This window comes from Erwinia aphidicola (genome assembly GCF_024169515.1).
Lineage (GTDB): Bacteria > Pseudomonadota > Gammaproteobacteria > Enterobacterales > Enterobacteriaceae > Erwinia > Erwinia aphidicola.
In genome coordinates, this window is record NZ_JAMKCQ010000001.1 from 263,381 (window position 1) to 281,735 (window position 18,355).

Annotated in this window: 18 protein-coding genes; 7 read left to right on the forward strand and 11 right to left on the reverse strand. The window is 59.0% G+C overall.

Going from position 1 to position 18,355, the window contains the following annotated elements:
* Window positions 1-132 precede the first annotated feature (132 nt).
* Genes J2Y91_RS01065 through J2Y91_RS01085 form a run of 5 tightly spaced genes read left to right on the forward strand, consistent with a single transcriptional unit; the run spans window position 133 to window position 5,690 of the window.
* Window positions 133-606, forward strand: a complete 474-nt coding sequence (locus J2Y91_RS01065) for a (2Fe-2S)-binding protein (protein WP_133623169.1) — start codon at window positions 133-135, stop codon at window positions 604-606.
* Window positions 603-2,846 (forward strand): xanthine dehydrogenase family protein molybdopterin-binding subunit, encoded by a 2,244-nt coding sequence (locus J2Y91_RS01070; protein WP_133623168.1) that lies wholly within the window; start codon window positions 603-605, stop codon window positions 2,844-2,846. The genes J2Y91_RS01065 and J2Y91_RS01070 overlap by 4 nt, the downstream gene beginning before the upstream one ends.
* On the forward strand, window positions 2,843-4,141 hold the full coding sequence (locus J2Y91_RS01075) for a c-type cytochrome (RefSeq protein WP_133623167.1): 1,299 nt from the start codon (window positions 2,843-2,845) through the stop codon (window positions 4,139-4,141). The genes J2Y91_RS01070 and J2Y91_RS01075 overlap by 4 nt, the downstream gene beginning before the upstream one ends.
* Window positions 4,138-4,716, forward strand: coding sequence for a nucleotidyltransferase family protein (locus J2Y91_RS01080; protein WP_133623166.1), 579 nt, complete (start codon window positions 4,138-4,140; stop codon window positions 4,714-4,716). The genes J2Y91_RS01075 and J2Y91_RS01080 overlap by 4 nt, the downstream gene beginning before the upstream one ends.
* A 2-nt stretch (window positions 4,717-4,718) precedes the next feature.
* The gene (locus tag J2Y91_RS01085; protein WP_191149738.1) at window positions 4,719-5,690 is read left to right on the forward strand and encodes an XdhC family protein; all 972 of its coding nucleotides are present in this window, start codon (window positions 4,719-4,721) and stop codon (window positions 5,688-5,690) included.
* A 36-nt stretch (window positions 5,691-5,726) separates the two neighbouring features.
* Here J2Y91_RS01085 and J2Y91_RS01090 read toward each other — a convergent pair whose 3' ends face one another.
* The 6 genes from J2Y91_RS01090 to prmB form a co-directional block, all read right to left on the reverse strand.
* The gene (locus J2Y91_RS01090; protein ID WP_048915392.1) at window positions 5,727-6,008 is read right to left on the reverse strand and encodes a YfcL family protein; all 282 of its coding nucleotides are present in this window, start codon (window positions 6,006-6,008) and stop codon (window positions 5,727-5,729) included.
* A 31-nt stretch (window positions 6,009-6,039) separates the two neighbouring features.
* Window positions 6,040-6,588 carry an elongation factor P hydroxylase gene (locus J2Y91_RS01095; protein WP_133623164.1) on the reverse strand — a complete coding sequence of 183 codons (549 nt, stop codon included), beginning with the start codon at window positions 6,586-6,588 and terminating at the stop codon, window positions 6,040-6,042.
* An 84-nt stretch (window positions 6,589-6,672) separates the two neighbouring features.
* On the reverse strand, window positions 6,673-7,476 hold the full coding sequence (locus J2Y91_RS01100; RefSeq protein WP_133623163.1) for a sulfite exporter TauE/SafE family protein: 804 nt from the start codon (window positions 7,474-7,476) through the stop codon (window positions 6,673-6,675).
* A 9-nt stretch (window positions 7,477-7,485) separates the two neighbouring features.
* Window positions 7,486-8,313, reverse strand: a complete 828-nt coding sequence (mepA, locus tag J2Y91_RS01105; protein ID WP_133625035.1) for a penicillin-insensitive murein endopeptidase — start codon at window positions 8,311-8,313, stop codon at window positions 7,486-7,488.
* Between the two features lie 4 nt (window positions 8,314-8,317).
* On the reverse strand, window positions 8,318-9,403 hold the full coding sequence (gene aroC / locus J2Y91_RS01110) for a chorismate synthase (RefSeq protein ID WP_133623162.1): 1,086 nt from the start codon (window positions 9,401-9,403) through the stop codon (window positions 8,318-8,320).
* A 26-nt stretch (window positions 9,404-9,429) separates the two neighbouring features.
* Complete coding sequence (prmB, locus tag J2Y91_RS01115) at window positions 9,430-10,362, reverse strand: 50S ribosomal protein L3 N(5)-glutamine methyltransferase (protein ID WP_048915386.1); 933 nt, start codon at window positions 10,360-10,362, stop codon at window positions 9,430-9,432.
* A 200-nt stretch (window positions 10,363-10,562) separates the two neighbouring features.
* Between prmB and smrB the strand changes: the two genes are divergently transcribed.
* Window positions 10,563-11,114: an endonuclease SmrB gene (gene smrB / locus J2Y91_RS01120; RefSeq protein ID WP_133623161.1), complete on the forward strand. Its 552-nt coding sequence runs from the start codon at window positions 10,563-10,565 to the stop codon at window positions 11,112-11,114.
* Between the two features lie 109 nt (window positions 11,115-11,223).
* Here the strand turns inward: smrB and sixA are convergent, their stop codons facing one another.
* The 4 genes from sixA to J2Y91_RS01140 all read right to left on the reverse strand — a co-directional run bounded on the left by sixA (window position 11,224) and on the right by J2Y91_RS01140 (window position 15,790).
* On the reverse strand, window positions 11,224-11,706 hold the full coding sequence (gene sixA / locus J2Y91_RS01125; protein ID WP_048915384.1) for a phosphohistidine phosphatase SixA: 483 nt from the start codon (window positions 11,704-11,706) through the stop codon (window positions 11,224-11,226).
* Between the two features lie 170 nt (window positions 11,707-11,876).
* Window positions 11,877-14,030, reverse strand: coding sequence for a fatty acid oxidation complex subunit alpha FadJ (fadJ, locus tag J2Y91_RS01130; RefSeq protein ID WP_133623160.1), 2,154 nt, complete (start codon window positions 14,028-14,030; stop codon window positions 11,877-11,879).
* Entirely contained in the window at window positions 14,030-15,340 is a 1,311-nt protein-coding gene (gene fadI, locus J2Y91_RS01135; protein ID WP_133623159.1) for an acetyl-CoA C-acyltransferase FadI, read from the reverse strand. The genes fadJ and fadI overlap by 1 nt, the downstream gene beginning before the upstream one ends.
* 153 nt (window positions 15,341-15,493) lie before the next feature.
* Complete coding sequence (locus J2Y91_RS01140) at window positions 15,494-15,790, reverse strand: YfcZ/YiiS family protein (protein ID WP_099753350.1); 297 nt, start codon at window positions 15,788-15,790, stop codon at window positions 15,494-15,496.
* A 374-nt stretch (window positions 15,791-16,164) separates the two neighbouring features.
* Here J2Y91_RS01140 and fadL point away from each other — a divergent pair, with 374 nt between their 5' ends.
* Entirely contained in the window at window positions 16,165-17,502 is a 1,338-nt protein-coding gene (gene fadL / locus J2Y91_RS01145) for a long-chain fatty acid transporter FadL (RefSeq protein ID WP_048915381.1), read from the forward strand.
* Between the two features lie 73 nt (window positions 17,503-17,575).
* Here the strand turns inward: fadL and mlaA are convergent, their stop codons facing one another.
* Window positions 17,576-18,337: a phospholipid-binding lipoprotein MlaA gene (gene mlaA, locus J2Y91_RS01150; protein WP_133623158.1), complete on the reverse strand. Its 762-nt coding sequence runs from the start codon at window positions 18,335-18,337 to the stop codon at window positions 17,576-17,578.
* Window positions 18,338-18,355: the final 18 nt, after the last annotated feature.

Here is an 18,355-nt window from a genome sequence, read left to right on the forward strand (position 1 = left end):
TGCGCTAAGGTGCTATCGCCAGCAAACCAGCTTAACTAAAGCACAAAAAATAGCATAAAATCCGTAATTGCCCTTGAGTTCTTCAGGGGCAATTCGCTCCCCCGCCGGGGTAATCAACGGATGATTCAAGCTATGTATTTCACACTTAACGGCCAGCACGTCACTCTTGATGACGCGCACTCAGACACCCCGCTTCTCTATATTCTGCGCAACGACTTCCAGCTTAACGGCCCGAAATACGGCTGCGGCATCGGTGAATGCGGCGCCTGTACTATCACTATCGATGGCGTCGCTGCGCGCTCCTGCAGCGTACCTGCCCACACCGTGGCCGGAAAACAGGTCACCACTCTGGAAGGGCTGGCCGATGGCGACAAGCTGCACCCGGTGCAGCAGAGCTTTATCGATGAACAGGCTGCGCAGTGCGGCTACTGCACTAATGGCATGATCATGACGCTGGTCGCGCTGTTCAGGCGCGAGCCCCAGGCCTGTGAACAACAAATAAAAAATGAGCTGGCGTTTAACCTCTGCCGCTGCGGTACGCATCTGGAAATTTTGCGCGCCGCGCAGAAAGCCCGTGACATTATCAGCGGGGAGCAGAAGCCATGAACCTGTTTAATCTCACCCGCCGCCGCCTGTTAAAGGCCGGGGGCGTCATCAGCGTCAGCACGCTATTACCCCAGACAACATTCGCGCAGGCACAATCGTTAACGCTCCCTGAGCGCCCGCTTAATCGCATGGACAGCTTTATCGCGCTGGCTGCCGATGGCAAAGTCACCGCCTTTAACGGCCACGTCGATCTCGGCACCGGCGTGCGCACTGCCTTAGCCCAATACGTTGCCGATGCGCTCGACGTGCCCTTCCACTCTGTCACCATGATCCTTGGCGATACCGCACTGACGCCGGATCAGGGGCCCACCATCGCCAGCGCCACGCTGCAGGTTACGGCCGTGCCGCTGCGCCAGGCCGCCAGCCAGCTACGTCAACAGCTGATGCAGCTGGCAGCCAAAGTGTTAAACGTTGCGCCCGGCCAGCTGCGCAGCGAAGCCGGCTGGGTTTTCGACAGCAGCCATCCGCAACGCCGCCTGAGCTATGGCCAGCTTGCCAGCCGCGAAGACACTCATCTGCCGCTGGACACTTCCATTACGCTACATACTGCCAAGCCTCGCTACGTGGGCAAATCGGTGCCGCGCGTGGATATCCCGGCCAAAGTGAGCGGCCAGCTCACCTGGATTCACGATCTGCGCGTGCCGGGCATGCTGCACGGCCGCGTTATCCGCCCGCCCTACGGCGGCGCCGACAGCAGCGCCCCACTCGGCAATAGCCTGCTGGCGGTGGATGAACATTCGATTGCTCATCTGCCGGGCATCGTCAAAGTGGTGGTTAACGGAGATTTTGTCGGCGTGGTGGCCCAGCGAGAGGAGCAGGCTATCGCCGCGATGTACGCGCTGAAAGTACGCTGGCAGCCCTGGGCCGGGCTGCCGGAGCTCGGGCTGGACCAGCTGCATCAGACGCTGAGTAACTGTGCCAAAACAGCGCGCGTGCTGCGCGACGATCCAGGAACCGATCTTGCCCTGAAACAGCGCCATATTAGCGTGGATGCCGATTACGTCTGGCCCTATCAGCTGCACGCCTCCATTGGTCCCTCCTGCGCGGTAGCCGACATCACTGACGACCGCGCACGGGTGTGGTCCGGCACGCAGAACCCGCACGACCTGCGCAAAGATATTGCCCTGCTGCTGAGGCGCGATGCCGCGGCAGTTGAAATTAAGCGTATGGAAGCCTCTGGCTGTTATGGCCGCAACTGTGCCGATGACGTCGCCGCCGATGCTGCGCTGCTGTCGCAGGCAACGGGCGTGCCGGTGCGGGTGCAGCTGATGCGCGAGCAGGAAGCAGCATGGGAGCCGAAAGGCACCGGTCAGCTGATCCGCGTGCGCGGCGGGCTGGATCGCATGATGAATATCTCCAGCTACGAGCTGCGCACCTGCTATCCATCCAACAACGCTACCACGCTGCCGCTGCTGCTGACCGGTAAAGTCCCTAACCTGCCCGTGGTGCAGTCGATGGGGGACCGCACGGCCGTTCCGGCCTATCATTTCCCACACATGCGTATGATCTGTGAGGATGCCGCCCCGCTGGTGCGCGCCTCCTGGATGCGCGGCGTTTCGGCCCTGCCGAACGTTTTCGCGCATGAGAGCTGGATGGATGAAATCGCGTGGCGCACCGGGCGCGACCCGATCGATCTGCGGCTGGGCTATCTCACTGATTCTCGTGCCGTGGCCCTGATTGATGCGGTCAAAAAAATGGCGCGCTGGCAGCCTGGCCCGCCGCATCGCCAGCAGCAGCAGGGTGACTGGCTGCACGGGCGTGGATTTGCCTGGGCACGATACATCCACAGTCAATTTCCCGGCTTCGGTGCCGCCTGGGCTGCCTGGGTGTGTGACCTGCGGGTGAACCGCCTGAGCGGTGAGATCAAACTCGAGAAGATTTTTGTCAGCCACGACTGTGGGCAGATGGTCAATCCGGCCGGGGTACGCCACCAGGTCCACGGCAATATTGTGCAGTGCGCCAGCAGAGTGCTGAAAGAGTTCGCCACTTTTGATGGCAGCGGCACCACCTCACTCGAATGGGGCAGCTACCCACTGCTGCGCTTCGATGAACTGCCGCAGGTGGAGATCAATCTGCTGGATTATCCCGACGAACCGGCAATGGGGGCCGGTGAGTCTGCCTCGGTACCGGGCGCGGCTGCGATTGCCAATGCGCTGTTTGACGCAACCGGCGTGCGCTTCCGTGCGCCACCGTTTACTCCGGATCGGGTATTACGTGAACTACAGGGAAGTGAAGCATGAAAAATGGCAAAAAAAAGCCGATCGCACTGGGCGTGCTCCTGCTGCTGGCGGGCAGCGCTGCGGCACTGCTCAGCATGCAGCCCGAGATAGCGCCGATTTCACCAATGCAAACCCCTTCGTTCTCCGCGCAGAGCATCGCACGCGGCAAAACGCTGGCCGCGCTTGGCGACTGTGCTGTCTGTCATACCCGCAAAGGCGGTGCAACCAACAGTGGTGGACTGGCAATGGCAAGTCCGTTTGGCACTCTCTATACCAGCAATATCACCCCGGACATGGACAGCGGAATAGGCGCCTGGTCCTATCCGGCGTTTGAACGCGCCATGCGTCATGGCATTGACCGCCAGGGAAATTACCTCTATCCGGCGTTTCCTTACACCGCCTTCACCCACACCAACGACCAGGATTTGCGGGATTTATATGCTTATCTGATGAGCCAGCCCCGCGTCAGCTATCAGCCGCCGCAGACCAGCCTCAGGTTCCCGTTTAATATTCGCCGGGGCATGGCGGCCTGGAACTGGCTCTATCTGCAGCCGGGGGCGCTACCGCCCAATCCTCAACAGGATGCGCAGTGGAATCGCGGCGCTTACCTTGCCGAAAGCCTCGGACACTGCAGCGCCTGCCACACGCCGCGCAACTTCGCGGCGGCCGAAAAAACCGGGCGCGATCGTCTGGCAGGCGGCGTTGCCGAGGGCTGGACCGCGCCGGCACTCAACGGTAGCTCTCCGGCGCCGGTTGCATGGGATAAACCGCAGCTGATGCGCTATCTGCGCCACGGTTTTTCCGCCGAACACGGGGTGGCAACCGGTCCGATGGGGCCTGTAATAGCCGGGGGATTATCCCAGCTGCCAGACGAAGATCTGCAAGCGCTTGCCAGCTGGTTAAGCAGCTTCCAGCCGCCGAAAACGCAGCAGGCGGCAGCGCTGACGGCAGCGGCCGACCAGCGCAGTGAACGACTCGACTCACCCGGAGCCAGACAATATTCCGGTTCCTGTATGGCCTGCCATTCTCAACAAAAAGGCCCGCAGCTCGCGGGAGTTCGCCCGTCGCTGGCGCTCAACAGCAATCTCTATCTTGGCGAGCCGGACAATCTTATCCGCATCGTACTCGATGGCATCGACCATCCAGCCAGTGACAATCTCGGCACCATGCCCGGTTTTCGTCACCAGCTTAATGACAGCCAGATTGCCATGCTGCTCAACTGGCTACGCACGGAGTTTGCCGGGCAGACCCCGTGGCAGGGGCTGCAGGATAAAGTGGCAGGAATTCGTAAGCAAAGCGCCAGGGAGTCGCAATGAAAACTGGAATTCTGGTGATGGCTGCCGGTCGCAGCTCGCGCTATATCGAGCAAAGCGGTCAGCATAAGCTGCTGATCCGTCACCCCACCTGTCACAATCTGCTGCTGCTGACCTATACCCTACAGCTGGCTATCGCCGCCTGTGGAAAACGCGTAAACGTTGTGGCACGCCCCGAAGACCGTCAAATTATTGAGCTGGCACAGCGTTATCGCTGCGCCACCACCCTGATTGAAAGTGATGGGTTAGGGTCGTCAATTGCCGCCGGTGTTGCAGCACAACCCCAGTGGTCGGGCTGGCTGGTGATGCTGGCTGATTTACCCTGGCTCCAGCTCAGCACCGTTAAGCAGGTTTATGCCGGGCTGCAGTTAGCTGATGTCGTACGCCCGCTATGGCAGGGGCGCAGAGGGCATCCGGTAGGTTTTAACGCCAGTCTGCGCGAGCAGCTGCTGGCGTTGAAGGGGGAAGACGGCGGGCGCCACGTCATCTCTCCTGCACCGCCGCTGCTGCTGGATGTCGATGACCCCGGCTGCGTGCGTGATATTGACAGGCCCGCCGACTGGCTCAGCGGGAGTTAAGCATGCGCTCACTGGATATTACGGTGCTGGAAAGTGCGCTGGGGTGGCTGCAACAGCAGCGCAGCATCTGGCTGTGTACCGTTCTGCACACCTGGGGGTCGGCCCCGCGCGCGCCCGGCGCGCTGCTGGCGGCCTCTGATGCTGGTGCGGTAAGCGGCTCACTCTCTGGCGGCTGTATTGAAGAGAGTTTCCTGCGCCGCCTGGCGGCAGGAGAATTTCGCCAGCCCAGCCAGCGCGTGCGCTATGGTGCAGGTGGACTGCAACCCGATATTAGCCTGCCCTGTGGCGGCAGCCTTGAGGTGCTCATCGAGTACCTGCCCCCTTCGGCCGCAGCGGAGCGTTATCTCGCCCAGCTGCTGAGCGCGCAGCGCGGGGAGTGCTCATTACAGAAACGCGTCGTGACAGGCCAGTTTGCCCGGCTGACTCCCTGTGAAAAGGCCACGCCGCAGTCTGAAATTCGCTTTGATGACCAGCAGGTCAGCCTGAAACTTACTGGCTCGACCACGCTATTGATAGCCGGACTGTCGCCGGTCGCTGACTACTGCATTCATCTGGCGCAGATGCTGGGCTACGCTGTTGTGCTTTGTGAGCATCGTGAGCAGCCACTGGCAGCGTTCCTCGCCAACAGCACGCTGAGCGATGGCGTCACCGTGATAAAGCAGTTCCCGGCGCGTTATCTTGAACAGCATCAGTGCGCAGCGCACACGGCCATCCTCTGCCTGACGCACGATGCGCGCATCGACGATCTCACCCTGATGGAAGCCTGTCGCGGTGCGGCGTTTTATATTGGCGCACTGGGTTCACCGCGCAACAGCATGCACAGGCTGGCACGGCTGGCGGCGTGCGGGGATTTAACGAAGGAGCAGCTGGCGCGCATCGCAGCCCCGGTTGGCCTGCCAATTGGCAGTAAAACGCCACCGGAGATTGCGCTGGCGATTATGGCGGATATTGTGCGGGTAAAAAACGGGCGCTGAGGGCAGCGAGAGTGCTGCCCACAGGTAAGCGGGAGGTTACGACGGTTGGCGCGCCTGCAGGAACAGGTTGTCCCACATGCCAATCACCAGCGCCTGGTCACGCGGCGACAGTTCACCCGCCTGGATAGCATTTTGCAGGCTATTCTGTACCTGAATCTGCAGTGCCTCCGGGGTATGTTCGCCGCTCAGCTCCAGCTCGGCCACGGCCAGCGTCAGGTGACCGCGCAGATAGCCACCGGCAAACAGCTCGTCGTCGCTGGCGTGATCCACCATGTCATCAATCAGGCCAAGAATACGCGCCTCAAATTCATCGATCATATCTTTCCTCTGTAAGCAATTCGCGCGGCCGTTAGCACAAGTCTTCCGGCCAGGGAAACTGCGCCGCCGTTAGCGGGGGAGTTGAGTAAAACGAGCGAAGTTCGGCAATCAGTCGTGCCGGGCGCGCGGGAATACCTTTTTCCAGATATTCCATCACCTGAGCATGGACCTTACGCTGAAACGCAATGCGATCCGGCTCACAATCACCTTCAAGATTGTCACAACTTACATTGAACGGAAAGCCCGCTGCAACACTAAACATCCACTCCAGCGCCTGCGGTTTGATCTCCACGGATTCAAACTGGCTCTGGGTGGCTTCATCACGGCCGTCCGGGCAGTACCAGTAGCCAAAATCCACCCGCTTGCGGCGCTCGGGACCGGCAATACACCAGTGGGAAATTTCATGCATGCCGCTGGCGTAGAAACCGTGGGCAAAAACCACCCGGTTCCACGGTGAACTGTCGTCAGCAGGAAGATAGATCGGTTCGTCGTCGCCTTTAATCAGGCGGGTCTGAAAATCATCCATAAAGCAGCGATCGAAGATGTCGATCAGATCCTGATAGTGGTGTTGCGCGCTCATAGCTGTTTGTCGTCAAAGTAAAAAAACGCGCAATTGTCGCATTTTGTACGGCGGGTTTCGAGAACTATTCTCACCCCGCGCGCATCAGCCCGTGAGCTGATGAAACCAGCTAACTAACTCTGCGCCGTGGCTGTCATACAGCAGTTTGGCGCTCATCACCGCAGAGACAATCACGATCATCGGGCGGATAAGCTTCTGCCCTTTGCTCAGCACCATCCTGGCCCCGAGGCGCGCGCCGCACACCTGGCCGACCAGCATCACCAACCCCACCAGCCACACCACTTTGCCGCCAATCATAAACAGCAGCAGGCCGCCGAGGTTGGAGGTAAAGTTCAGCACTTTGGCATGCGCGGTGGACTTCGCCAGGTTATAGCCGCACAGCGTGACAAACGCCAGCGCGTAGAATGACCCGGCGCCGGGGCCAAAGAAGCCATCGTAGAAGCCCACGCAGCCCCCGGCGACCAGTGCAAACGGCAAGCCGTGCAGACGCCGCTGGCGATCTTCTTCGCCAATCTTCGGCATCAGCAGGAAATAGAGGCCAATGGCAATCACGAGCAGCGGCAGCAGCTGGCGCAAAATATCGCCCTTGACGTGCTGCACCAGCAGCGCCCCGCTGATTGAGCCGAGGAAAGTCAGCGCAATATTCAGCTTCTGCTGGCTGAGATCGACCGCTTTACGGCGGATGAAATAGAGGCTGGCGGAAAACGATCCGCCCACCGACTGCAGCTTATTCGTCGCCAGCGCCTGGGCCGGTGACAGCCCCGCCGCCAGCAGCGCCGGAACGGTTAACAGCCCGCCGCCGCCCGCAATAGAATCGATAAAACCCGCCAGTAACGCCACCAGAAACAGCACGCCGAGCAACCACGGCGCCACGCTAACCCATTCCATTTTAACGCCTTACAGTAAGTGTTTATCCAGCAGAGCCTGACACGACGGCGGCAACGGCGGCGGCTCGCGCTTCACCGGCGGCGTACTGCCCGGTTTTGGCGGAGCGAACCAGCTCTGCAGCTCGGCGCCGCAGCCGTCACCCGGCGGTGGCAGCGGCTGATCCTGACACTCCAGGCTACCCGCCGGGCAGCGCAGGCGCACGTGCATATGCGCACGATGCTGGAACCACGGTCGCACCTTGCGCAGCCAGTCGCGATCGCTACCGGCATCGGCACACAGCTGCTTTTTAATCGCCGGATTGACGAAAATACGCGTGACGTCGTTATCTTTCGCCGCCAGTTTAATCAGGCTGTCGATCTCTGGCTGCCAGTGACGCGCCACGACATTTTTGCCGTCGGCAGCCACCAGATCGAGCGGCTGAGGCTTCAGCAACATCTGCTGCGTCCAGCGCTGTTTCGGCAGCTGCAGCCAGATATCCACGTCCAAGCCGGACTGATGGCTGGCGTGACCGCTGCTGAAGCGCCCACCGGCCGCCATGCCCATATCGCCGACCAGCACTTCGCCGAGGCCCAGCTGACGGGTTTGCGTGCTGAGCCGTTGGATAAAGGCGATCAGATCCGGGTGGCCATAATAGCGCCGCTGATCGGTGCGCATCACCTGATAGCCCGATGCCTCAAGCGGTAGCGCCTGAGCGCCGATAATACAGCCGTTGGCGAAGCCACCAATCGACTGCGGCGCGCCGCTGACCGGCTGGCGAATAGTCTGCCACGGGGTGGCGGCCTGTACGGTGGCGCTGGTCAGCAGCAGCGCGCCTAAGGCAATCAGCGTCTTCTTCATGGCGTTACCAGCGTGGGTAAGTGGTTTCAACATCGGCGTTCTGCGCGCGGTGGCGCAGCAGGTGGTCCATCAGCACAATCGCCATCATCGCTTCCGCAATGGGCACGGCGCGGATCCCCACGCAAGGATCGTGACGGCCCTTGGTGATCATCTCCACTTCTTCCCCGCTACGCGTCAGCGTCTTGCCCGGCACGGTAATGCTGGAAGTCGGTTTCATCGCCAGGTTGGCAACAATGGTCTGACCGCTGCTGATCCCGCCTAAGATGCCGCCCGCGTGGTTGCTCTGGAAACCGCTGCTGCGGATTTCGTCGCGGTGCTCGCTGCCGCGCTGGCCGACGACCGCAAAGCCATCACCGATTTCTATGCCTTTCACCGCATTGATGCTCATCAGCGCGTGCGCCAGATCAGCGTCCAGGCGGTCAAACACCGGCTCGCCGAGACCCGCCGGAACATTCTCTGCCATCACCGTGACTTTCGCCCCGATGGAGTCGCCCTCTTTTTTCAGGGCGCGCATCAGTTCGTCCAGCGCTTCCAGCTTTGACGGATCCGGGCAGAAGAACGGATTCTGTTCAACCTGGTCCCACTCTTTCAGCTCGCAGGCGACGTCACCAATCTGCGCCAGATAGCCGCGCACTTTGATGCCGTACTTCATTTCGAGGTATTTTTTAGCAATCGCACCGGCCGCCACGCGCATCGCGGTTTCACGCGCTGAAGAGCGCCCGCCGCCGCGGTAGTCGCGGAAGCCGTACTTCTGGTCGTAGGTGTAATCCGCATGACCCGGGCGATAGAGATCTTTGATCGCGCCGTAGTCCTGCGAGCGCTGATCGGTATTTTCGATCAGCAGTCCGATGCTGGTGCCGGTGGTGCGCCCTTCGAACACGCCCGACAGAATTTTCACCTGGTCCGGCTCGCGGCGCTGGGTGGTGTAGCGTGAAGTGCCCGGACGGCGACGATCGAGATCGTGCTGAAGGTCGGCTTCGGTCAGCGGGATCCCCGGCGGTACGCCATCCACGATACAACCGAGGGCGATGCCGTGCGATTCGCCGAACGTTGTGACCCGAAATACTTGTCCAATGGTATTACCCGCCATACGGCTTCCTCACTAAAATTTAAAAATCAGTCTTTATAGATTTTGAAATGATGTTGTGCGTCGATAATCTGCTGTTTGGTCAGCATAAACACGCCGTCACCGCCGTTATCAAACTCCAGCCAGGTAAACGGTACATCCGGATACTGCTCGATCATGTGCACCATGCTGTTGCCCACTTCGCAAATCAGCACGCCCTGCTCGCTGAGATAATCCGGTGCGCAGGCCAAAATACGGCGCGCCAGCTTCAGCCCATCGCGACCCGCAGCCAGGCCGAGTTCCGGCTCGTGACGGTACTCGTTCGGCAGGTCGTCCATATCGTCGGCGTCAACGTAGGGCGGGTTAGTGACGATCAAATCGTACTGCGTTTTAGGCAGTTCGCGGAACAGGTCAGCGCGGATCGGCGTGACGTGGTGGTCAAGGCCGTGCGCGCTGATATTTTGTTCAGTCACCGCCAGCGCATCCGTGGAGATATCCACCGCATCGACTTCCGCATCCGGGAAGGCGTAAGCACAGGCAATCGCGATACAGCCGCTGCCGGTACACATATCAAGAATGTGCTGCGGCTCGTCAGCGATCAGACCGGCAAAGCGATTGTTGATCAACTCGCCAATCGGTGAACGCGGCACCAGCACGCGCTCATCGACGTAGAATTCATGGCCGCAGAACCAGGCTTTATTGGTCAGGTAGGAGACCGGAATGCGCTCGTTGATACGGCGGATCACGCGCTCAACGATGCGGTGACGCTCGCTGGAAGTGAGGCGCGCCGTGCGCATATCTTCAGGAATATCCAGCGGCAGATAGAGCGTTGGCAGCACCAGCTGAACGGCTTCGTCCCAGGGATTGTCGGTGCCGTGGCCGTACCAGATGTCAGCGGCAGAAAAACGGCTGACCGACCAGCGCAACATATCCTGAATAGTGTGCAGTTCATTGACTGCTTCTTCGACGAAAATTTTGTCCAAAGTGCCCTCCGCAGGCCGTTCTGTTAAACCCGGGCGTTAGTTTGCCATGAAGCTGGTGATAATTCAGCGCGCAGGGGTGAAAAAGCTGAGATTTGTTTCAGCCGCGGGCGCGGAAAAGGTAGACTGGCGACAGAAAATGACTGAAACGCCCCTTTAAAGCGGTTGCGAAACAGCAGCCAGGAAAATAGTGACCTACAGAGATGAGCAAAAAAGAGAAGCTGAGCGCGGAAGATGAGGCGCTGTTTCGCGGGTTGATGAGCGGCACGCGCAAGCTGGCGCAGGACACCATTGTTCATAAACCGCTGCGTAAAAAGATAAGTGAAGTCCCGCAGAAACGCCTGTTGTCGGAACAGATAGATAACAGCCACTATTTTTCCGACGAGTTTCAGCCGCTGCTGGCCAGCGAAGGCGCGGTGCGCTATGTGCGTGCGGATGTTGACCATTACAAGCTGAAGCAGCTGCGCCGCGGTGATTTCAGCCCGGAGATTTTCCTCGATCTGCACGGTTTAACGCAGAATCAGGCTAAGCAGGAGTTGGGCGCGCTGATTGCCGCCTGTCGCCGTGAGCATATTTTTTGTGCCAGCGTGATGCACGGGCACGGTAAACACGTTCTGAAGCAGCAGACACCGCTGTGGCTGGCACAGCATCCGCACGTAATGGCATTTCATCAGGCACCCAAGCTATTTGGCGGCGATGCCGCGCTGCTGGTGCTGATTGAAGTGGAAGAGTGGTTACCGCCGGAATTACCGTAGCCTGGATGGCTGATTTGACACGGGCCGACCGGAAAAAAGGGTCGGCCCCTACAGGTGACGCGGAATAGTGTAGGGGCCGACCTTTTTTTTCGGTCGGCCCGCAAGGCGATTACATCGCCTTGGCTAATTTCGCCGGAGAGACCTGCCACTCGAGCTTGCCCAGCACATTTTCCGCATCGAAGTCGATGCAGGCAATGGCGGAAGTGGCAAACATCGGCGGCGCTTCCTGCGGGCACAGCTCTGCCACCAGGTAGCCCACCAGCGGCAGATGTGAAATCACCAGCGCCGACTTCACGCCTTCATTCGCCAGCGCGTGCAGGTAGCACGCCACCAGCCCGGGGTCGCCACCCGGGGTTAATTCTGGCAGCACATCCTCACCTTCCGGCAGAGGCAGCGCTTCACGCACCGTGCTGAGAGTCTGCTGGGCGCGCAGATAGGGACTGACCAACACCCGTTCAATATCAACCGACTGACCGCTAAGCCAGGTCGCCATTTGACGGGTTTCATCACAGCCGCAGTGAGTCAAAGGTCGAACTGAATCACTTGCTGCATCTAAAGCCGCATCGCCGTGACGCATTATGAAAACTTGCATATAGCACCGCTGTTGTTAAACAAAAACGCCGGGGGACAACGCCAACCGACTCTTCATTCAGAGAATGAACGCTGTGTTGTACCCCAATGCCTTGAGTATAGTCAACCGATTGTTTACTTATTGAGCGCCCTGGTGGGCACCCGCCATAAGTAACTCACCCCGTGACCAGACTAACCCGCTGAATCACGAAAACTATTCAGATTTACGTCCGGTTTATAGAACGTTTGCTGCTGTTCCAACATTTTTTTCAGCAGCGCGCAGGGAGCAAAACGCGCACCGTGACGCTGCGTTAACAACTCTAAACTGTTAACCACTTCAGCAATGCCCAGCTGGTCCATATAGCGGAACGGCCCCCCGAGGAAAGGTGGGAAACCAATGCCAAATACCGCGCCGATATCACCGTCGCGCGCGCTGGCAATCACCTGCTCTTCCAGGGTGCGCGCCGCTTCATTCAGCATCATCATCACACAGCGCTGCGAGATATTCTGTGCGTCAAGGTGGTGTTTTGGCGTGATGTTCAGCAGGCGGTAAATGGCACTGTCCACCTGTTTTTTTCGCCCTTTCTGCGGATAGAGATAAAAGCCGCGCCCGTTTTTGCGCCCTTTGCGGTCGTCATTCAGCACCGCAACCAGTGCTGGCGGCAAGGCGAAACGTTCTCCCCAGGCCTGTTCGAGGATCGGCATAATATGGGTGCCAACATCAATACCGACCTCGTCCAGCAGCTGCACCGGACCGACCGGGAAGCCAAATTTAACCAGCGCCGCATCAATAGATTCGATCGGTTCGCCCTCCAGCAGGCAGTGCATCGCCTCGATCATATAGGGCGCCAGAATGCGGTTAACGTAGAAGCCAGCGCTATCCGCCACCACAATGGGGGTTTTACCCTGCTTTCTTGCCAGAGAGACTGCCGTCGCCACCGTCTCTGCTGCGGTTCCCGCATGAGGGATCACCTCAACCAGCGGCATTTTTTCCGGCGGGCTGAAGTAGTGCAGACCAATAACGTTATGCGGACGCTGCGCGCCGGCAGCGATTTCGGCAATCGGCAGCGAAGAGGTATTGGAGGCAAACAGCGTTTCTGCGCCGCAGTGCTGTTCAATCTCCGCCACCATTTTCTGCTTCAAGGCCAGATCTTCAAACACCGCTTCGATCACCATATCGCGCTGGCTGAACCCCTGGTAATCCGTGCTACCGCTGATCAGTGCCATCTGCTGCTGGCGTTCGGCCGCGCTTATCCGGCGTCTTTTAACGCCTTTACTTAACAGATCCCAACTGGTTTTCAGCGCGTGATTGATACCCTGCGGGCTGACATCCTTGATGCGCACCGGTAATCCGGCACGCGTGGCGGTCACACAGGCAATTCCCCCGCCCATCAGCCCCCCGCCGAGCACGCCAATGCTGCGCAATGCGCGCGGCTGAGCCTGTGCGCCCCGCTCTTTTTTCATTGCGGTGGTGGCAAAGAACAGGCTGCGCAGTGCGGCAGACTGCGGCGTCATTGCCAGCTCGCCAAAGGCGCGGGCTTCGGCGGCATAACCGCTACTGCTGCCCTTCTCCAGCCCGCAGCGCACCACGCTGAGGATTTTATCCGCCGCCGGATAGTTGCCGTGAGTTTTCGCCTGCGTCTGGCGCTGGGCCAGACGGAACAGGATGGCACGCCCCGCTGGGCCGGCGAGCAGCCGTTCGCGCAGCGGAAGACGCTGTCGGGCGGTACGCGGTTGCAGCGCCAGCTTAACGGCGGTATCCAGCAGGATACTGTGGGCGACGGCATCATCCACCAGCCCACATTTGCGCGCGGCGCGGGGGCGCAGCGTTCTGCCGGTAAGGATCATATCCAGCGCGGTCGAGGCGCCAATCAGGCGCGGCAGGCGCTGGGTGCCGCCGGAGCCGGGCAGCAGCCCCAGCTGCACTTCCGGCAGGCCAAGGCGGGTTTTGTCGTCGAGCGTGCAAACCCGGCGGTGGCAGGCCAGCGCCAGCTCCAGCCCCCCCCCCAGGCAGGCACCGTGGATAGCTGCCACCACCGTAACCGGCAGCGCTTCAATCTCGGCCATCACGTTCTGCCCCTGCTCGGCCAGCGACTGCGCCTGCTGAGCATTTTCACAGGCGGCGATCATGCTGATATCGGCCCCGGCAATAAAGGAATCGGGCTTGCCGGAAATCAGTACGATGCCAGCCAGCCGGGGATTGGCGCGCGCATTGCGGATTGCCGTACGGATCTGCGCAGCAAACTCCGCTTTCAGGGTATTCATCTTCTCGCCCGGTACGTCGAGGGTAATCACCGCCACGTTATCCAGGCGCATCGTCAGCCTAAATGCGCTTGTCTGTTCCATTATTCCGCCTCCAGAACCATGGCTGCACCGAGGCCACCTGCCGCGCAGGCGGTGACTAATCCTAAGCCGCCGCCGCGCCGCCGCAGCTCGTTAAGCGTCTGGGTAATCATACGCGCCCCGGTGGCGGCAAACGGGTGGCCATAAGCGATGGAGCCACCCAGCACGTTAAACTGTTCCTGATTGACTTCCCCCAGCGCGTGCGGACGGTTCAGCACCTCACGGGCAAAACGCTCATCGGCAAACATTTTCAGATTAGCCAGGGTCTGGGCGGCGAAGGCTTCATGCATATCGATCAGGCTGAGGTCGGCAAGGGTAATTCCGGCACGATCCAGCGCCAGCGGTGAAGCATAAGATGGCCCTAACAGCATATCTTCGCGCACGCCAATCGCCGTGAAGGCATAGCTGCGCAGATAGCCGAGCGGGGTTATGCCCAGCTCGCGCGCGCGCGATTCCGTCATCAGGATCACCGCCGCCGCACCGTCGGTCAGCGGCGTACTGTTGGCGGCCGTCACCGTGCCATGCTGGCGGTCAAAGGCCGGGCGCAGGCGCGCATAATCTTCCGGCTTTGAGTCGCTGCGCACGTTGTTGTCCTGCTCCAGCGGCTGCTTCCACGGTGGCGCAAACGCCGTCATCACTTCTGCGTTCAGCAGCCCCTGCTGCCAGGCGCGCGCGGCGTGCTGATGAGAACGGTGCGCCAGCGCATCCTGCTGTTCACGCGTGATGCCGTGGCTTTTCGCCATCTGTTCGGCAGTATCGCCCATGCGCAGCCCGGTTGAATACTCCGCAACCGCAGGCGGCACCGGCATTAAATCACGCGGGCGCAGGCGGGAAAGCAGCCTGAGCTTTTGCCCGACGCTGCGTGCTTTACTGAGGTCGAGCAGCGTGCGCGCCAGGGTTTTACTGACGCCAATCGGCAACACGGAAGTGGAGTCAGCCCCGCCGGCGATGCCTGCCCGAATCGTCCCCGCCAGCAGGCTTTCCGCCACGTTGGCTACCGCCTGAAAGCTGGTGGCGCAGGCGCGGCTGACGCTGTAAGCATCCGTGCTGACGTTGAGTCCGCTGGCCAGCACGATTTCACGGGCAATATTCGGCGCTTCCGGCATCTGCACCACCTGGCCGAAGACCAGCTGCTCAATGATGTCAGCCGGCAGCTCGCTGCGCGCCATCAGTTCACTCACCACCATACGGCCAAGCTCCAGCGCAGGAATACCGTGGAAAGCCGTTGCCTGGCGGGCAAAGGGGGTACGTAAACCGTGGGTAATGGCGATACGATCGCCCTGACGGGTCAGCAAAGGTAATGCTTTGCTCATTATTCTCACCTGTGTCGTGTCGATAGAGGCATCATTGCCAAAGAGGTCGGACCTGATAAGTGTAATCAGAATTGATGCAGGCGCTACGACGGGAAGAGAAAAATGCGAGTGGAAACACGAATCTGGCGAAGGAGAGCTCCTCCGCCACGGGGATTAACGCAGAGCGAGCTGGAAGATCATCGTTTCAGCCTGGCAGCTGAAGGTAAAATCACAGTCCAGCTGTACGCCCTGTGGCGTTTCGCTGATGCGACTGTCAATAGTGCAGGGTTCAGATTCCACCGCCCGCGCTTTTTCACTTAGCGATTGCAGCATCGCCTGGGCTTCAGCATGGGTGCTAAATAGCTGGCTGAATGTGGCAGTACAGTCGGTATTATCCATTATCGTGCCCACATCCACACAGCAACAGGCCGCCGTTTCACTGGCACTACAGCGGTTAATGGCATCGCTCATACATCCTCCGGCATGCCACCCAGATACGGCGGCAGATTATTTAGACTGGCGTCAGTCTACGCTTGCCCGGTTTTCAGCTCCAGCCATCGGGCAAAAACAGCGTGTTAAGTGACGAAAATCACACTATTATTTGATCCAAAACAAGTCAGACTAAGACCAGTAAATATCAAGTGTAAGTTTTTTGTTAGCCAGATCTCTTTTCCAGCATCATTTCCGCAATATTTAAAAAACATTATTGCAACACATATACAGGTCAGACCTATACTTGCGCCACTGGTCTGATTTGTTGGTTGTCTGTCAGTCCCTAGAATTCGCGATCCCTTGTTACGCTAAGTAACAGAGTTTAATAAAAATCCGATAATGAGGTTGTGGTCATGAACCATAAAAACCTGTTTGCTAAGTCTGCACTCGCAGCAGCAGTGGCGCTTGTTTCTTCGAATGTCGTAGCAGCCGGCTTTCAGCTAAACGAATTTTCTACGATTGGCCTCGGTCGTGCCTATTCTGGTGAAGGCGCGATGGGTGATACCGCCGCGTCCGCCAGTCGTAACCCGGCAACCATGGCACTGATGGACCGCCCGATGTTTTCCATCGGCGGGGTATTTATCGACCCGGACGTGAATATTAGCGGTGAATCCGGTTCCGGCAACAGCCTGAACGCCGATAATATTGCACCAACGCAGTGGGTTCCTAATATTCACTACGTTCAGCCAATAAACGACCAGTGGTGGGTTGGCGCCAGCGCCACCTCTAATTACGGTCTGGCAACAGAATTTAATGATGGTTATGCCGGCGGTCCGTTTGCGGGTAAAACCGATTTAATGACCATGAACCTGAATTTAAGCACCGCCTATCGTCTTAATCAGCACTTCAGCTTTGGCGTAGGTTTTGATGCTGTCTACGCCCGTGCCAAAATCGAACGTAATATCGGTGAGCTTGGTGCCCTACTGCCTGCCGCAGGATTACCTGCTGCACCGGCCGACACGCAGATTGCCCATCTTAAAGGTGACGAATGGGGTTACGGCTGGAACGCCGGTATCCTGTATGAAGTAGATGACAACAACCGCTTCGGCCTGACCTACCGTTCTGAAGTTAAAATCGACTTCGACGGCGATTATCGCAGCGATATCCCGGTAGCTTATAACCCGATTGGCGGTCAGTTCGGCCTGCCAACCGGCACCAGCGGCCAGACAATTCCGGGGTCGCTGTCGCTGCATCTGCCAGAGATGTGGGAAGTTTCCGGCTATCACAAAGTCGCGCCTCAGTGGGCGGTGCACTACAGCCTGGCCTACACCAGCTGGAGCCAGTTCCAGGAACTGCGCGCCACCGACAGCAACGGCAATGATCTGTTCCTGAAGGATGAGAGCTACCATGATGCCTACCGCATCGCGCTGGGTACCAGCTACTTCTACGATAAAAACTGGACCTTCCGTACCGGTATCGCCTTTGATGACAGCCCGGTCCCTTCTGACAAACGCTCTATCTCGATTCCCGATCAGGATCGCCTGTGGCTGAGCGCCGGCGCGTCCTACGCGTTTAACGATAATGCTTCAGTCGATGTCGGCGTCTCCTACATGCACGGCCAGAGCGTAACGATTAAAGAGGGTACCGACCCGGTTGCCACCGCGCGAAATGGCGGCGTAGCAACCCCTTATACCTTTAATTCTGAAGGTAAAGCGTGGCTGTACGGCGCGAGCTTTAACTACAAGTTCTGATTGCCCGGCAGGCTCTAAGTACAAAAAACCCCACATCAGTGGGGTTTTTTATTGCCTGAAGCTAATCGGGTATTTACTGGGAGTCGATAGAATTCAGATCGCCCTCAATCGCCGACGCGTTCGGGTTTTCCTGCGGGATCAGCTTGCCGTCGCTGGCAAGGAAATCATGATGCTGGAAATAGGCCGCACGCACGAAGGCGTAAGGATCTTTCGAGTTTTTCAGCATAGCGTCGGAATCCAGCAGCTGGGCACGGGTTTCAATCCCTTCCAGCGTCCATTTACCAATCGACATCCACCAGGTCAGCCAGCTGAGCGGTGGGTACACATCGTCGACCAGCCCGCCAATATCTTCACGCGGCGTAAAGCCACCGTAGCCCGGCAGCTCCACATAGGTTCCGTAACCCACACCGTAATGGCCGAGCGTGCTGCCGAAGGCGCGCGTCTCTTCTTTTGCCAGTTTCGGGTTAGCCATGGAGGCAACATCGATAAAGCCGCCCATGCCCAGCAGGGTGTTCAGGAAGAAGCGGTTAAAATGCACCATCGCCTTGTACGGATTCCCTTCCACGAAGTAGTTCACCATGGTGGCAGGCTCATCGAGGTTGCTGAGGAAGTTCCCCAGACCGGTGCGCGCAGGCACCGGCACATAATCACGCCAGGCCACCGCGACGGGACGCACGACATAAGGATCCAACACGTTGTAGTTAAAGTTGAACATTGAACGGTTGAAACCTTCCAGCGGATCGGAACGCCCCTGTGGTTCATCCCCCGGTTTAGAGCTAGCGCAACCCACCATCAGTACGCTCGCCAGCACTAAGCCCGTCAGGCGATAGTTCATAGTTTTCTCCCTGTACTG

What these genes read in the sequence shown, in the direction of transcription:
- J2Y91_RS01100 (WP_133623163.1), bottom strand. Translation starts at nt 7,476, where the DNA reads ATGGAATGGGTTAGCGTGGCGCCGTGGTTGCTCGGCGTGCTGTTTCTG.
- sixA (WP_048915384.1), bottom strand. Translation starts at nt 11,706, where the DNA reads ATGCAAGTTTTCATAATGCGTCACGGCGATGCGGCTTTAGATGCAGCA.
- J2Y91_RS01140 (WP_099753350.1), bottom strand. Translation starts at nt 15,790, where the DNA reads ATGAGCGATGCCATTAACCGCTGTAGTGCCAGTGAAACGGCGGCCTGT.
- J2Y91_RS01085 (WP_191149738.1), top strand. Translation starts at nt 4,719, where the DNA reads ATGCGCTCACTGGATATTACGGTGCTGGAAAGTGCGCTGGGGTGGCTG.
- smrB (WP_133623161.1), top strand. Translation starts at nt 10,563, where the DNA reads ATGAGCAAAAAAGAGAAGCTGAGCGCGGAAGATGAGGCGCTGTTTCGC.
- J2Y91_RS01090 (WP_048915392.1), bottom strand. Translation starts at nt 6,008, where the DNA reads ATGATCGATGAATTTGAGGCGCGTATTCTTGGCCTGATTGATGACATG.
- J2Y91_RS01080 (WP_133623166.1), top strand. Translation starts at nt 4,138, where the DNA reads ATGAAAACTGGAATTCTGGTGATGGCTGCCGGTCGCAGCTCGCGCTAT.
- J2Y91_RS01070 (WP_133623168.1), top strand. Translation starts at nt 603, where the DNA reads ATGAACCTGTTTAATCTCACCCGCCGCCGCCTGTTAAAGGCCGGGGGC.
- fadL (WP_048915381.1), top strand. Translation starts at nt 16,165, where the DNA reads ATGAACCATAAAAACCTGTTTGCTAAGTCTGCACTCGCAGCAGCAGTG.
- J2Y91_RS01065 (WP_133623169.1), top strand. Translation starts at nt 133, where the DNA reads ATGTATTTCACACTTAACGGCCAGCACGTCACTCTTGATGACGCGCAC.
- fadJ (WP_133623160.1), bottom strand. Translation starts at nt 14,030, where the DNA reads ATGGAACAGACAAGCGCATTTAGGCTGACGATGCGCCTGGATAACGTG.
- J2Y91_RS01075 (WP_133623167.1), top strand. Translation starts at nt 2,843, where the DNA reads ATGAAAAATGGCAAAAAAAAGCCGATCGCACTGGGCGTGCTCCTGCTG.
- fadI (WP_133623159.1), bottom strand. Translation starts at nt 15,340, where the DNA reads ATGAGCAAAGCATTACCTTTGCTGACCCGTCAGGGCGATCGTATCGCC.
- mepA (WP_133625035.1), bottom strand. Translation starts at nt 8,313, where the DNA reads ATGAAGAAGACGCTGATTGCCTTAGGCGCGCTGCTGCTGACCAGCGCC.
- J2Y91_RS01095 (WP_133623164.1), bottom strand. Translation starts at nt 6,588, where the DNA reads ATGAGCGCGCAACACCACTATCAGGATCTGATCGACATCTTCGATCGC.
- mlaA (WP_133623158.1), bottom strand. Translation starts at nt 18,337, where the DNA reads ATGAACTATCGCCTGACGGGCTTAGTGCTGGCGAGCGTACTGATGGTG.
- aroC (WP_133623162.1), bottom strand. Translation starts at nt 9,403, where the DNA reads ATGGCGGGTAATACCATTGGACAAGTATTTCGGGTCACAACGTTCGGC.